Annotated in this window: 16 protein-coding genes; 14 read left to right on the top strand and 2 right to left on the bottom strand. The window is 56.4% G+C overall.

Features of this window, described 5'->3' with window-relative positions; all coding sequences use genetic code 11:
• Nucleotides 1–173: 173 nt before the first annotated feature.
• From H4Q31_RS03720 to H4Q31_RS03665, 12 genes are all read left to right on the top strand, one after another.
• Entirely contained in the window at nt 174–635 is a 462-nt protein-coding gene (locus H4Q31_RS03720; RefSeq protein WP_185177715.1) for a hypothetical protein, read from the top strand.
• A 78-nt stretch (nt 636–713) separates the two neighbouring features.
• Complete coding sequence (locus H4Q31_RS03715; protein WP_245347238.1) at nt 714–917, top strand: hypothetical protein; 204 nt, start codon at nt 714–716, stop codon at nt 915–917.
• 215 nt (nt 918–1,132) lie between these two features.
• Entirely contained in the window at nt 1,133–3,109 is a 1,977-nt protein-coding gene (locus tag H4Q31_RS03710) for a stalk domain-containing protein (protein WP_185177713.1), read from the top strand.
• Nucleotides 3,110–3,332: 223 nt separating this feature from the next.
• Complete coding sequence (gene yidD / locus H4Q31_RS03705; protein WP_209703543.1) at nt 3,333–3,581, top strand: membrane protein insertion efficiency factor YidD; 249 nt, start codon at nt 3,333–3,335, stop codon at nt 3,579–3,581.
• 384 nt (nt 3,582–3,965) lie between these two features.
• Nucleotides 3,966–5,999 (top strand): methionine--tRNA ligase, encoded by a 2,034-nt coding sequence (metG, locus tag H4Q31_RS03700; protein ID WP_185177712.1) that lies wholly within the window; start codon nt 3,966–3,968, stop codon nt 5,997–5,999.
• Nucleotides 6,000–6,168: 169 nt separating this feature from the next.
• Complete coding sequence (locus H4Q31_RS03695; protein ID WP_376698206.1) at nt 6,169–7,134, top strand: metal ABC transporter solute-binding protein, Zn/Mn family; 966 nt, start codon at nt 6,169–6,171, stop codon at nt 7,132–7,134.
• A gap of 153 nt (nt 7,135–7,287) precedes the next feature.
• A complete protein-coding gene (locus H4Q31_RS03690; protein ID WP_415782722.1) occupies nt 7,288–7,965 on the top strand; it encodes a metal ABC transporter ATP-binding protein in 678 nt (225 codons plus the stop codon).
• Between the two features lie 7 nt (nt 7,966–7,972).
• Entirely contained in the window at nt 7,973–8,773 is an 801-nt protein-coding gene (locus tag H4Q31_RS03685) for a metal ABC transporter permease (protein ID WP_185177710.1), read from the top strand.
• Between the two features lie 15 nt (nt 8,774–8,788).
• On the top strand, nt 8,789–9,499 hold the full coding sequence (locus tag H4Q31_RS03680; protein WP_185177709.1) for a cytochrome c biogenesis CcdA family protein: 711 nt from the start codon (nt 8,789–8,791) through the stop codon (nt 9,497–9,499).
• A gap of 87 nt (nt 9,500–9,586) precedes the next feature.
• Nucleotides 9,587–10,009 carry a transcriptional regulator MntR gene (gene mntR / locus H4Q31_RS03675; RefSeq protein ID WP_185177708.1) on the top strand — a complete coding sequence of 141 codons (423 nt, stop codon included), beginning with the start codon at nt 9,587–9,589 and terminating at the stop codon, nt 10,007–10,009.
• A 147-nt stretch (nt 10,010–10,156) separates the two neighbouring features.
• Entirely contained in the window at nt 10,157–11,107 is a 951-nt protein-coding gene (locus H4Q31_RS03670; RefSeq protein ID WP_185177748.1) for a patatin-like phospholipase family protein, read from the top strand.
• Between the two features lie 76 nt (nt 11,108–11,183).
• Entirely contained in the window at nt 11,184–12,194 is a 1,011-nt protein-coding gene (locus H4Q31_RS03665; RefSeq protein ID WP_185177707.1) for a globin-coupled sensor protein, read from the top strand.
• A 72-nt stretch (nt 12,195–12,266) separates the two neighbouring features.
• Here the strand turns inward: H4Q31_RS03665 and H4Q31_RS03660 are convergent, their stop codons facing one another.
• Nucleotides 12,267–12,587: a hypothetical protein gene (locus H4Q31_RS03660; RefSeq protein ID WP_245347240.1), complete on the bottom strand. Its 321-nt coding sequence runs from the start codon at nt 12,585–12,587 to the stop codon at nt 12,267–12,269.
• A gap of 42 nt (nt 12,588–12,629) precedes the next feature.
• Nucleotides 12,630–13,580, bottom strand: a complete 951-nt coding sequence (locus H4Q31_RS03655; RefSeq protein ID WP_245347241.1) for a DUF1385 domain-containing protein — start codon at nt 13,578–13,580, stop codon at nt 12,630–12,632.
• A gap of 166 nt (nt 13,581–13,746) precedes the next feature.
• Between H4Q31_RS03655 and H4Q31_RS03650 the strand changes: the two genes are divergently transcribed.
• Both H4Q31_RS03650 and aroQ read left to right on the top strand, forming a co-directional pair.
• A complete protein-coding gene (locus tag H4Q31_RS03650; protein ID WP_185177706.1) occupies nt 13,747–14,367 on the top strand; it encodes a YqhR family membrane protein in 621 nt (206 codons plus the stop codon).
• A gap of 117 nt (nt 14,368–14,484) precedes the next feature.
• On the top strand, nt 14,485–14,937 hold the full coding sequence (gene aroQ, locus H4Q31_RS03645; protein WP_185177705.1) for a type II 3-dehydroquinate dehydratase: 453 nt from the start codon (nt 14,485–14,487) through the stop codon (nt 14,935–14,937).
• Nucleotides 14,938–14,948 lie beyond the last annotated feature (11 nt).

Below are 14,948 nucleotides of genomic sequence, written 5' to 3'. Positions count from 1 at the left end.
TGCAACGACTCCTTTGCTGGGTCATGGTTCATTGTATGAAGGCGGGAGCCTAGAGGTTCATGAACGCCGTGGCCGGACGGCGATAGAGCCCCGACTTCAATCGGCTAACACCGAATTCGCGGGCAGGCATAATCTGTTACGAGCCGAGATCGATGCCGCGGAGGTCGAGACGAATGCCATCTTTTTTCAATAACGGGTCATTACCCGACTTCAAGGAACTGAAGAACTGGTTCGGGCCGGACTTTCCATGGAAGCTGGCCGAACAGATGACCAAGCAGAGAGACGGCTCCTGGTTGAATCAGTTCATTCGGACGATGTTCGATAACAGCGATCAGCCTGCGAAGCCAAGCGGCCGCGGCAAGCGTCTGCAGACCAGTACGGCTAAGGGCGGCAGTCATTTAACCGTCACGATCGTACTGCCTCCTCACGTCACTCAACGGGATCTGCGTCTATTCGCTGCTGCCGACCGGCTCACAATATCGGGACTATCGTTGGAACGCAAGCAATTTGTCTCTTTCCCTTGTCTCGTCGTTCCTGAATCCGGCCGCGCTTACAGGAGAGAAGGGCGAATCATCGTCCGATTTCGGCGCCGGAAGGCCAATCGGCGCGAAGTTGAATTGTTTATTCCTACCTGATTCCGTTATAATATTTCAGACAAGCGCCGCTCCGAAGCTCGGACGGCTGAAATAGCGGATATGAGGGGGATTCTAGCTTTGAGCGAATTAACAGACGTGTCGGGTGTATCAGCAGGGCTGTTCATCGTCGGCATCGTATTTATATTGCTGGTGGGAGGCCTTCTGAGCGTCGGCGTTCTTCGATTCTTCCAGCAACGCAAGCGTCAGGGCTTTCTGTATATGGCAGGAAGCGTCGTATCGTTTGTCGTCATGGTGCTCGTGGTGAACCGTTGGTTTGCTTGACTATAGCGGACAAGCTTAAATTGCAAGCCCAATGATTCATACAAGCATACACAGCCGCCAGGGCTTGTTCCCAGGCGGCTGCGTGTGCTTAAGTCGGCTGAATAGGACTATGAAGAAACGCAACTTTTAATAGCCGAATGACGTTATAAGTATTGATGATTAAACCTATCGCACTATAGCCTTTTTTGCTCGATGGGTCCAAAGGAGATGTACCAATGAAGAAGCGCATCACCCTGCTCTTATCGCTGTCATTGCTTGCTGCTTCAGGCACTTGGACGCAGGTTCAAGCTGCAGAATCGAGGGCGGGAAATCATACGTTGACGATGTTCGTGAACAAAGCCAACGTATCGCTCGACGGTGTATCCTATCCGGCCGCGCAGCCGACGGTCATCGTCGGGGGAACGTCTTACGCGCCGATCAGCATGCTGGGCGCCAGGTTCGGTTATGCTGTCAGCTATGATACGAAGACGAGAGAATCGATTGTCAAACAAGGCGACACGGAGATTCGTTGGAAGAGCGGTTCTTCCAGCTACCAGGTGAACGGAGTCGCTGCGAATTTCACCGGAAAGCCATTTATCAAGAACGGCAGCCTCATGATTCCGGTTCGCGCTTGGGCGAATGCAACGGGATCGATCGTAAGCGCAGCGAAAGGCCAAGTGTTCCTGAATTGGGCTGAGGATGAGACGGTGACCGCCGACTTCTCGGTCAGCCCGACAGAGATCTTCGCCGAACAGACGACTCTCGTCTATGCCAGTCTCTCCGACAATGCCGGCTCGATAACGGCTGAACGTTGGGAGACAGACGGCGAGGAGGGACTGAAGACGCTGTTTATGGATCCCGGCTTGCATACGATCACCCATTGGGTTCAAGGCCAGAACGGCGAGTGGAGCGAGCCTTATGCCGTTACTGTTAATGTGCTGCCGCCGAACGATCCGCCGGTAGCCTTGTTCATGACTTCGAAGGATACATACATGATCGGGGAACCTATTCTCTATACGAATCTATCGTCCGATGACGAGAATGCGATCGTGACGAGGGAATGGACCAATAATCAGCCGGCGTTCTTCGAACCCGGCGAACAGACCGTCACCCTGCGAGTTGTCGACAAGCATGGTCTATCCTCGGAGGTATACTCGAAGAAGATCACGATCTCTTCGGACGTGATGTACACCAAAGAAGAGTATGATCAGAATTTCACGCCGGTTGGCGAGATTTATAATTTGGATGGCTCGAGCGTGCTCCGATATTCGCAAGTCCCTTACACGTACGAGATTTCCCGGCGCAACCTAATCGCTTCGGACAGCCCGGAGAACGTGCTCGGGGAAGGCATCCTGTACAGCGATACGATGAACGGAGACTTTCGGCTATTCTTGTACCATCAGAATATTAACAGCGATCCGCTCACGATCTATTTGGCCGCGACGAACGAGAGCCTGTATAACGCATCGGTAAGCCTCGGGTCCAACGGCCAGGCGGGACCGAACTCGTTTGGCTTGTGGACCGGCAAGCAGGCTGCTGCGAGATATTTGGAGTCGAAGAAGGCTGGCCAGACGGCTCTGACGACGTTGGCTCCCGGCGAGACGAAGCTGATCTTGCCGCAGTTGGGGGCAAGCCCGTTAAAGTATAACGATGTCTTCTCCGCATATGCCGATATGAATGCTTCGGCACCGATCAAATTTACGTTATTCGCGGTGAAGCAAGACGGCCGTGATCCGCTTGAAGTCTTGAAGTCGGAGGAATTCACCGTTCTGCCTCGGGACGGCAGGCATATTCGCGGCACCTTCTATGGCGCCGACCGTGAAGTGACGGTTACAGAGACGCTGGGAACGATTGCTCAGCGAGTGCCGTTCGGGGATCATGTGAACGATCCTGCGCTAGACGGCATTGATATGACCGGCGGCGTTAACGAGAACAATTCGGGCAACTACGGCGTCGTGTATCACATGAATGTCGAGGTAGCGGCGAATACGCTGATCGCAGTGAACGGCCGCGGCGGCGTGTACTCCGGCGTATTCGACATCAACGGTTCCGCCGTTATGGTATCCAATACAAGCTTGCTGCTGAACCCTAATCAGGCCTGCGTACTGTATCGTACCGGCCCGAATCCCGAGACGGTAGATATCCGGTTCTTGACGGCGCTAGGCTCTAATTTGCCGGTAAATCTCTTGTTTATTCCTATGAAGCAAGCCTAAATGAATCTGCCTGAATGAAGAAAGCATGAGAAGAGAGAGGCTGTTCGGACGCCGGCGGCGGTTCTGGACGCCTCTTTCTGTATTGTCTCCCAATGAGCCATTATTTAGTCTCGGAGCTTAGGAGCCTTTCGCTCATTTGACGAACCGGCTGAGAGAGTTCAGAATGAAGTAGGCAGGCGCACTCCAAGCGCCATCTCATTCAAGCGATCGGAGGCGAATCCCGATGATTAGGCGAGCCGTTCAAGCTCCTATTCGGTTCTACCGCCAATTCATCTCTCCGCTTAAACCGCCGACGTGCCGCTTCGCGCCGACTTGCTCGGCTTATGCGTTGGAAGCGATCGAAGTGCACGGCGCTCTCAAGGGAACCTATCTAGCCGCCATTCGGATTTGCAAGTGCCATCCGTTCCACCCCGGCGGATTCGATCCGGTGCCGCCGCGCAAGGAGCATTCGGGCGGGAATGGCGCCGCTTGACAGCATGCACCGTTGTTCGGTATATTGTCTCCAATGGTTGTAGAATATGGGTTGTTCCGATGAAGGGATAAGTACGAGGCTAACCCTGTCGCAGAGAGCCGGAGAAGCTGAGAACCGGTACAGGACGCTTGGGAAAATGGTCCCGGAGGATTCGCTTTCGAGCTGGTGAGCGGCCGTGATACAGCGGTGATCGAACGGCAAGGGAGCGGCGCGTGTGTCCGGCGTTAACGGATCGGCCTGCCGGCAAGAGGCAGGCGCATGAGCCTTCGTCCGGAAGACGGCGGAGGGAATGTGGGTGGTACCACGTGAGCAGAGCTCTCGTCCCATGCGGGACGGGGCTTTTTTTGTATTTTAAAGACGAATTCGAATAGGAGTTGAAGGGGCATGGCGGACAAGGGCAAGACGTACTATTTGACGACGCCGATCTATTATCCGAGCGACAAGCTGCATATCGGACACGCTTACTCAACGGTGGCAGGCGATGCGATGGCGCGCTACAAGCGGCTTCGCGGATATGAAGTACGCTATTTAACAGGAACGGATGAGCATGGTCAGAAGATTGAGCGGTCAGCGGAGAAGGCCGGCAAGACGCCGCAGCAATTCGTCGACGACATTGTGTCCGGCATTCAAGATCTATGGAAGAAGCTGGATATCTCGAACGACGACTTTATTCGCACGACACAGCCGCGGCACAAGCAGGCGGTGGAGAAGATTTTCGCCCAACTGCTGGAGCAGGGGGATATTTACAAAGGCTCCTATGAAGGCTGGTACTGTACGCCTTGCGAATCGTTCTTCCTAGAGCGCCAATTGGCCGATGGCAAGTGCCCCGATTGCGGCCGTCCGGTCGAACGGGTGAAGGAAGAGAGCTACTTCTTCCGCATGAGCAAGTACGCCGACCGGTTGCTCGCCTTCTACGAAGAGAATCCGGCCTTCATTCAGCCGGAGTCTCGCAAGAACGAGATGATCAACAACTTCATCAAGCCGGGGCTGGAGGATCTGGCCGTCTCGCGCACGACGTTCGACTGGGGCATACCGGTGCCGGGAGATCCGAAGCACGTTGTCTATGTCTGGATCGACGCGCTGTCCAACTATATTACCGCGCTCGGCTACGGATCGGACGATGAGTCGCTGTACGAGAAGTTCTGGCCGGCGGACGTACACATCGTTGGCAAGGAGATTGTTCGATTCCATACGATCTACTGGCCGATCATGCTGATGGCGCTTGGCCTTCCGCTGCCGAAGAAGGTGTTCGCGCATGGCTGGCTGCTGATGAAGGATGGCAAGATGTCCAAGTCCAAAGGCAATGTCGTCGATCCGGTGACGCTGATCGACCGCTATGGACTCGACGCGCTGCGCTATTACTTGCTGCGCGAAGTGCCGTTCGGCTCGGACGGCACGTTCACGCCGGAGAGCTTCGTGGAGCGGATCAATTACGATCTCGCGAACGACTTGGGCAATCTGCTTAACCGGACGGTGGCCATGATCGACAAGTATTTCGACGGCATCATTCCGGAATACGGCAACGGCGCTGCGACAGCGTTCGACGCCGATCTGGAGAAGGCGGCGGCGGAGGCGGTAGATCGAGCGGAAGCGGCGCTCGAGGATATGGAATTCTCGATTGCGCTGACAGCGATCTGGACGCTCGTCAGCCGCACGAACAAATATATCGATGAGACGAAGCCGTGGGTGCTGGCGAAGGAAGAAGCGAGCCGCCCGGAGCTTGCCTCCGTGATGGGACATCTGGCGGATTCGCTGCGGATCGCGTCGATTCTGCTGCAGCCGTTCCTGACGATTACGCCACGCCGCATCTGGGCTCAGCTTGGCCTGGCAGAAGGTTCGGCGGCAACAGCTTGGGAGAGCGTCCGTACGTATCGCGGCTTTCCGTCGGGCACGCGGGTCGCGAAGGGAGAGCCGATCTTCCCTCGTCTCGAGATGTCGGACGAGATCGCTTGGATCGCCGAATCGATGGGCGGGTCGGCAGCATCCGCCTCTGCTGCGGATGCTGCGGAGACCGCCTCGAAGAAGCTCGATGCCGAGTCTGCCGGGTCCGATAAGCCGGCGGCCGCTGAGCAGGCGAAGTCGATTGAGCATAAGGACGAGATCGGCATCGAGGACTTTGCCAAGATCGAGCTGCGCGTCGGGCAGGTGCTCGCGTGCGAGGCAATTCCGAAGGCGGATAAGCTGCTGAAGCTGCAGCTCGACCTTGGCTATGAGCAGCGCCAAGTCGTCTCCGGCATCGCGAAGTTCTACAAGCCGGAGGAGCTCGTCGGGCGCAAAGTCATCTGCGTCGTGAACCTGAAGCCGGTCAAGCTGCGCGGCGAATGGTCGCACGGTATGATTCTTGCAGCGTCGGAAGGGGATCAACTGACGCTGGCGACCGTTCCCGAAGGCATGCCGAACGGCGCGATCGTGAAATAACCTTTCTGACAGAACGAATCCAATGAGAGCGTTAGGCTCGGCTAGCTGCCGGCCTGGCGCTCTTGCTGCTTAATCGCAAGCTCTCCCTGTTACCGACACTCTTGACAGAGAGCAAAAGGTAGGGGTATACTCCAAAGCGTAAATAATACGATTAAGAAAATGGAGTTGTATCAAGTTGTATAGGAAACGTTGGATGCTCCCGTTGCTGGTGACGGTTACGGCGGCTTTATTGCTAGCAGGCTGCGGCAGCAGCGGAGATAATTTGCAGGCTAAAGACGGCAGAGTTAACGTCGTGACGACATTCTACCCGCTGTATTTCATGGCGACGCAGATCGGCGGGGAGGACGTGCGCGTCACGAATTTGATTCCGACGGGTGTCGAGCCCCATGACTGGACGCCGAAGAGCCGGGATCTGCAGGAAGCGTCGCAGGCGCAGCTGTTCATCTACAACGGCGCCGGATTGGAAGGCTGGGTGGACGATTTCCTCCACGGAGTCGGCTCAAGCAGCGCCTTGAAAACGGTGGAGGCGAGCGACGGGATTCAGCTCATTCACGGCAATCCCGAGCATGAGGAGCATGCCGGCGAGGAGACAGAAGAGCACGCAGACGAGCATGACGTCGATCCGCATACGTGGGTTAGTCCCAAGTCGGCGCTGATCATGGCGGAGAACATCTATGACGCGTACGTCTCGATCGATCCGGCGCATCAAGCCGATTATGACCGCAACTATCAAGCGCTGAAGGAGAAGCTGGAAGCTCTCGACCAGCAATTCACGGACGGGCTCGCCGCGGTCACGAAGCGGGACATCGTCGTCTCGCACCAAGCGTTCGGGTATCTATCCCGCGATTACGGCTTGAACCAGGTGGCGATTATGGGCCTTGCGCCGGATGCGGAGCCTAGAGCCCAAGACTTGCTCGATATCGCCAAGTTCGTGAAGGAGAAGGGCGTGACGACGATTTTCTTCGAAGAGCTGGTGTCGGATCAACTGGCGAAGACGCTCGCGAGTGAAGCGAACGTCGGCACGGATGTGCTGAATCCGCTGGAAGGGCTCACCCCGAAGCAGGAGAAGGCGGGAGACGACTATTTTACGATCATGCAGCGCAATTTGCAAAACCTGCGGAAGGCTTTACAATAAGAAGATACGCCAGAAGATACGCCGGCAAGGGACATCCGGCAGGCGAAGGAGGAAGGCGTTATGAATACAGCAGAAGCGGCGGCACCTGTCTTGTGCCATCGCGAGATTATAGCGCTTGACCGCGTCGGCTTCTCGTTCGGGTCGCAGCAGGTGATGAACAACGTCTCGTTCACCGCTCATGAGCGCGATTTTATCGGCCTGATCGGCTCCAACGGAGCCGGCAAGACAACGCTGCTGCGCATGATCGTCGGTTTGCTGAAGCCGCAGCAGGGAGAGATTCGCCTATTCGGAACGCCGATCGAGCGGTTCAAGGATTGGCATCTCATTGGCTACGTGCCTCAGCGCAATCAATTTAACCCGTTATTCCCTGCTACGGTACGGGAAGTCGTTCTATCGGGCATGTACGGTCGGCGCAAGCTGCTGAAGCGGGTGTCGAAGGAGGATGCGGCAAGAGCGGACGATGCGCTGCGCACCTTGCACATCGAGAATTTGGCCGACAAGCGGATCGGCGCGCTGTCCGGCGGACAGCAGCAGCGGGTGTTCCTCGCGCGGGCGCTCATCAACAACCCGAAGCTGCTCATTCTGGACGAGCCGATGTCGGGCATCGATACCGAGACGCAGCAGAACTTCTTCCACTTGCTTCGCCATATGCACCAGCATCACAATATTACGTTCCTCATGGTATCGCATGACATGGAGATGGTGCGCTCTTATCTCGGCGAACAGCCGAAGGAGTCGTGCGGCAAGCTGACGTTCCACGTCCGGCATTCCCACGATCTCGAGGATTGCGCAGAAACCGACCTGCTGCATACGCTGCGGAAAGAAGGGTAGTCTCGACTTGGACTTATTAACGGCAGAATTCTTCCAGCGCGCGCTGCTCGGCGGCGCTCTCATTGCGATTACGGCCCCCCTCATGGGCCTATTTCTCGTGCTGCGCCGGCTGGCGATGATCGGCGATACGCTGTCCCACGTCAGCATCGCAGGCGTTGCGCTCGGCTTCCTGATCAATGTCTATCCGGTAGCGATGGGCCTCGTCTTCGCGATCATCGCATCGTTCGCCATCGAGGCGCTTCGGCGCACATACCGGACATTCGCGGAGCTGTCTATCGCCATCATCATGGCGGGAGGCGTGGCGCTGGCTTCGATTCTATTCACGCTGGGCAAGGGATATAATCTGGACGTCACGTCCTACTTGTTCGGCAGCATCTACACGTTAAATAATAGCGATCTGATCGTAATCGCGATCGTCACCGTCGTGGTGCTGGGCGTAATCATGCTGCTTCGCAAGGAGCTGTTCCTGCTTACGTTCGATGAAGACGCTGCAGCTGTCAGCGGTTTGCCGGTCAAGTTCTTCAATATCTTGATCAGCATTCTAACGGCGCTCGTCATCAGCGCGTCGATTAAGATTGTCGGCGCGCTGCTCGTCTCCGCGCTGCTGACGATACCGGCTGCTTGCGGACTTGCGCTGTCGAAGAGCTTCCGCCAGGCGATCGCGATCGTCGTCGTCATCGGCGAAGCCGCCGTCCTCGCCGGTTTATGGATGGCAGGCTTCTGGAACTTGGCGCCCGGCGGCACGATCGTACTGCTGCTGATCGTCATTCTGCTCGGCTCGCTCGTCGTACGAAGATACAAAGTGTAAGCAAGGAGGATTCGCATGAGCAATCTCAATATCGGCATCGCGTTCGCGGGAGGATTGGCTTCCTTCATCTCGCCGTGCTGCCTGCCTTTATACCCGTCCTATTTATCTTACATAACCGGCATATCGGTCAGCCAATTGAAGACGGATTCCAGCCGCGACGTCCGCCTGAAGACGCTCGCGCATTCGTTCTTCTTCGTGCTTGGCTTCTCGTTCGTCTTCTTCACGCTCAGCTACACGGCCAACGTGTTCGCTTCGACGTTCCGGGAATACCAGGACCCGATTCGCCAAATATCGGCCGTCCTGATTATTCTGATGGGACTGTTCCTGCTCGGCGTCTTCCAGCCGCAGCTACTCATGAAGGAACGCAAAATGAACGTCAGCTGGCGGCCGGCGGGATATATCGGCTCCTTCATCTTCGGGGTCGGCTTCTCCGCGGGATGGTCGCCTTGCGTCGGTCCGATTCTGTCGTCCATCCTGATGCTCGCAGCCAGCGAGCCCGGCACCTGGGCGCAGTTGACGGCGTCCTATTCGCTCGGATTTGGCGTTCCATTCTTCATACTGGCCTTCTTCATCGGCTCTACGCGCTGGATTCTTAAATATTCGAATACGTTCATGAAGATTGGCGGCGCCTTGATGATCGTCATGGGCATTCTGCTCTTCACGGACCGGATGACCTATATTACGATTTGGCTGAACGGGATGACGCCGGAGTGGCTGAAGTTCTAATAAGCTTGCCAGATTTAGACTTGCCCCTCTTCCCGGCGAGAGGTATGATATTATAGTTAAACGACCGCTGGAAAGGGGGAGCCGGTCTTGCCGACCCCGAGCATGGAAGACTATCTGGAGCGCATATACCGCCTGATCGACGAGAAGGGCTACGCCCGCGTATCGGATATCGCCGAAGGCCTCGAGGTGCATCCCTCTTCCGTAACGAAGATGATTCAGAAGCTTGACAAAGACGACTATCTGATCTACGAGAAGTATCGCGGTCTCGTCCTGACGAATAAAGGCAAGAAGATGGGCAAACGTCTCGTGGACCGGCATCATCTGCTGGAGTCCTTCCTGAAGGTCATCGGCGTTCAGGAAGAGAACATCTATCGGGACGTCGAAGGGATTGAGCACCATCTAAGCTGGGACTCCATCACCTGCATCGAGACGCTCGTGGAATATTTCCGCCGAGATGCAGGCCGGGTCGAGGACTTGCTTCGGGTTCGCTCGGACCTGGACAACGAATAAGATTATCATCCGAAAATGCAAATGGTAGAGCGCTTGCCGAGTCCGGCAGGCGCTCTCTTCGTTCACCGGCTTCGCCGCGGTTGTGTTAATGGGCAAGCCGGCTCGCATATGCTTCATCGAACGCTGCGCGCGAATGGGGGAATGCGGGTGAAGGTGAATGGCGTATTCGAGGGCGGAGGGGTCAAAGGCATCTCGCTCGTCGGTGCGGTTCGGGCGGCGGAGATGAGCAACGTGTCGTTCCACAATGTCGCGGGCACGTCCAGCGGCAGCATCGTAGCGGCCCTGCTGGCGACAGGCTATACCGCAGAAGAGATGAAGCGGATCATACAGGCGACATCCTTCTCGTCGTTTCTGCGGCGAGCCCCTATATTCAACATCAAATATATCGGTCCTGCCCTGCGCCTGTTCTTGAAGAAAGGCCTCTATTCCGGCGATGCGCTGGAGCAGTGGGTGAGGGGCTTGCTCGCGGCCAAGAATGTCCGCACGTTCGCCGATCTGCCTCCCGGCAAGCTGCGGATTATCGCATCGGACATCACGAACGGCAAACTGCTCGTTCTGCCGGATGATATCGCTGATTACGGCATCGATCCGCGCCGTCTGGAGATCGCCCAAGCCATCCGCATGAGCACGAGCATCCCCTACTTTTTCGACCCGGTCATTATCGCGCATACGAACCGGATGAATTACTTCAAGCGCCGCAAGAAGGCGGTTATTCGCTATACGTATGTCGTGGACGGCGGCTTGCTGAGCAACTTTCCGTTATGGGTGTTCGAACGGGACCACGCGGCCGATCCGGGCAGCGTCTGTCCTGTGATCGGATTCCAGATGGTTGGCCGGGGCGATATGAAGGCGCATCGGATTGGCGGACCGATCTCGATGTTCCAAGCGATGTTCGAGACGATGCTTAGCGCGCACGACGAACGGTACATTGAGCAACACAACCGCATCCGCACGATCAAGATCTCAACGCTTGGCGTCAGCACGACCGACTTCGGGATGAGCCGGGAGACGAGCGAGAAGCTGTACCAATCCGGCGTCGACTCCGGATTGCGGTTCTTCCGGCGATGGGATCGCAAGACCGGAACCATTCGATGTTAATCGTTACCTTCTCAAATAGCAGAGAGGAAGATTATAATAGGTTGACTACCCCACATGGAGAAAGGTGCCGAGCGTATTGATTGATTTGACACAGCAGCGTAGACAGCAAACCGATTATATCGGCATAACGGAGCAGGATTTGGCATTGCTGAAGAGCCATCGAGAGGTTTTCGAGATGATCGTAGATCGGCTTGTCTCGGAATTGTACGAGTTTATTACGTCGACCCCGACTCTGCTTGCAATCATTGAGCGCCATAGCACCGTCGAACGACTAAAGGAGACACAGCGCTGGTACTACTTGTCGATGGCGGATGGCGTTCTCGACGAAGAATACATCCGCAGACGTTTATTCATCGGCCATGTTCATTCTCGCATCGGCTTGACGACCGACTGGTATTTGGGCACTTACATGAAATATTTGGATTTGTCGGCCGCCCATTTGCAAGCTGTCACCGAAGATTGGGCGAGCATCGTCTATTCGCTGACGAAGATGTTTAATCTGGATTCGCAGCTGGTTCTGGAAGCGTATGAGCATGATGAGAAAATGAAGATTCAGCGTCTCGCAGACAATCAAACGAAGCTGTTAAGCGGAATCGGCGCGGCTGTTCAGGAATTGATGGAGATGATCAATCAATTAAGCGTGAATAGCGGCAGAATCGCCCTGACGACGCAGCAGACCGCCGTGACGCAAGAAGAGTCGCATCGGCAGCTGCAGCAGCTCGACGGCGAAGTTCTGAACATTAAGCAGCTTGGTTACTTGATGAAGGAATTCTCGGACCAGACGCATCTGCTCGGACTGAACGCTGCGATCGAGGCGGCGAGAGCAGGCGAAGAAGGGCTTGGCTTCCAAGTCGTCGCAGGCGAGATTCGCAAGCTGGCTTCGCAGTCGAAGGACGCCCTCCAGCAGGTGGATGCCAAGCTGAGATCCATCTCGTCCGTAGTCGCTCAGGTCAAGGACAAATCGCTGCAGACGACCACCTATGCCCAGGAACAGGCGGCAGGCGCGCAAGAGCTGTCCGCATTCGTCGAGATGATTGAACGCTTGGCCGGCGAATTGCAGGAGCTTCAGACGGCTAATCTGGAATAAAGCGCCAAACCAAGAAACTCCGACCGGCCGTATCGCCGATCGGAGTTTCTTTAGGTTATTAGCGCTGCTCCATCAATGATAAGTTGGCGGCTCGTCATCCCGCGGCTTCGTGCCTTCGATGACCCGGAACGTCGCGGTGCGGCGCTTCGCTTTGTCCGCTTCCCGCCGGTGGCGAGCCTGGCTCTTCGCCGTCTGGCGGTAACGGGCTGATTCGGAACGGGCCCGGAATCCGCGCCGGAAGCGGGAGGGAGGGAACTTATACAGAAGGAACACGATGGCGACCAGAATGACCGGTATTAGCAAGGTGGTAGAACCGTTCCAGATTTGGGCACCAACCCCGATCAAGAATAGCGCGAGCAGAACAAAAGTCAGCGGGCCGAAACGTTTGCGCATGCGATCACTCCTTCCGGGATGAAGTTCCTTCTCACCTTAAGCTCAGACGACCGTCGTCGCCATTTGCCGGTCAAGCTCTCTCATTCGGTTGAACGAGGCGATGGAGACCGCGACCTGATCGTCATTCGGTTCCTTCGTCGTCAGCAGCTGCAGCCACAGTCCGGGATAGCCGAGATAACGCAGCACCGGAATGTCCCGAAGCGCGTTCGTCCATTTCAGCACCTCATAGGAGATGCCGAGCACGACCGGCAGCAGGACGATGCGGATCCAGATCCGCTCCCATACCGAATCCCACGTGAAGATCGGGAACGAGTACAGAATAACGCCGACCAGCACGGTGAAAATGATAAAGCTGCTTCCGCAACGGTAATGCAGGCGGGTATGCTTCTGCACGTTCGCGACCGTCAACTCGTCGCCGGCTTCATAGCAGCTAATGACTTTATGCTCCGCTCCGTGGTATTGGAACAGTCGCTTCACGACAGGGGTCTTGGAGATCATCCATAGATAGAAGAGTAAGAGACCGATCTTAATGACGCCTTCCAGAAGGTTATGCAGAAAGGTATTGTCGAATGCACGTCCGAATATCTCGCTCTCCAGGAACGCCGGCACCGATACGAACACCAGCTTGCCGATAATGAAGGACAGGACGCCGACAAGCGCGACGCCGAGAATCATCGACAGGCTCCACTTCTCCTTCTGCTTCGCTGCTTCGGCTTCCTCGGGGGAAGATTCGTCTTCCGCATAAGCCTCCGCCGAGAAATTCAGATGCTGAGATCCCTTCGCAGCGGATTCGACAATGCCGATGATTCCGCGGATGAACGGGACTTTCTTCAGCCACTTGAGGATATTCGGGCCGCTTGTGCGCGGCACTTCGTAGAAAGCGATCTCCTGGTTCTTCCTGCGAACAGCTGTGACGTTCACATGGCGGCCGGCGAACATGACGCCTTCGATGACGGCCTGTCCTCCGTAAGCTGCGTTTGGTTGTTGTGCCAAGCTTATCACCTTCTTAAGTAGCGTATCTATAATTGTATTTTACAGGATTCGCGTACTCATTGCTACAGGAAACGGCTTCTCGCTCTTCCGGAAGGCGGTTATTCGTTCGATTAGGGGATTATACTAACCCGGCGTACATCTATAGGGAAAGGCGGCGCTGCAACAAATGCATGACAACGAAGAGATTCGCGGCGAGGGACGTCAGGCTCATCGCCGAGCAGTTCGACAGGATCATCGGAAGCATCGGGAGCATGGGGGAGAGCATCGTCATGACCGAAGAGAATATGCGGAGAAGACGAATCCATTCTACTTCTCCGTCATTGTAGGCGCGTTCGCGGGCTTGTTCTGGGGATTGGCGCGCTGGCTGGCCGCGGGATTCAAGTTCACGATGGTTCCGCAGGCGTTCCTGGCCGACCCCTTCGTTCGGCGGAACGTGCTGGCAAGCGCCGGTTGGCAATGGATCGGCCTGCTGCTGTTCATCGCCATGTCCGTCGTCGCAGCCCTCGTCTACTGGCTGCTCCTCGGCCGATTGCGCGGACCATGGCCCGGCATCGCGTTCGGCGCCGCTTGGTGGGCGCTGCTGTTCCTCGTCCTCGGCCCGCGGACAGGCTTGGCGGAGCCGGTTCAGACGCTGGGTTGGCCGACGATTATTACCGAGCTGTGCCTCTATATCATATGGGGGCTGTTCATCGGATACAGCATCGCGTTCGAATTCAACGACGAAGCGGCTCGCGAGCCGATCGGCAAGCCAGGCAAGAGCGGCAGGGAGCCGCAGCCCTCCTCCTGATGCTCTAGCCTCTCCGCCTCCCGCTATGATACAATGATTTGGCGATCATTGCCGGTAGACGAAGCGCTGCGTTCCGTCTGCCGGAGGTAGCGGACTACGGACGAAGGAGAGCGGGATATGCCTAATATTCTTGTGCTGAACGGACCTAATTTGAACATGCTCGGCATTCGCGAACCCGGCGTATACGGCGCTAAGACGCTGAAGGAGATCGAGCAAGAGCTGCGCGCGGTTGCCGCCGGACTGGGCGTTGACCTGCACTTCTTCCAATCGAATCACGAAGGCGCACTGCTTGACGAGCTTCATGCGGCTTACGGCCGCCATGACGGCATTCTGATCAATCCGGGCGCGCTGACGCATACCAGCTACGCGCTGCGCGACGGGCTCGCCGCCGTCGGCCTTCCGGCTGTCGAAGTGCATCTGTCCAATATACATAAGCGGGAAGCGTTCCGTCACGTCTCGCTGACCGCCTCGGCATGCATCGGACAGATTGCCGGGTTTGGTCCGCTCGGTTACGAGCTAGGCTTGCTGGCCTTGTGCCGGCATCTCGGCATTTCGCCGACGACCGCTTAACTAGGAGGGGA

It is taken from the genome of Cohnella lubricantis, from assembly GCF_014212015.1.
In the GTDB taxonomy this organism is placed as follows: Bacteria; Bacillota; Bacilli; order Paenibacillales; family Paenibacillaceae; genus Cohnella; species Cohnella lubricantis.
Note: the sequence above shows the minus strand (reverse complement) of the source record. Positions and strands in the feature narration are given on the sequence as shown.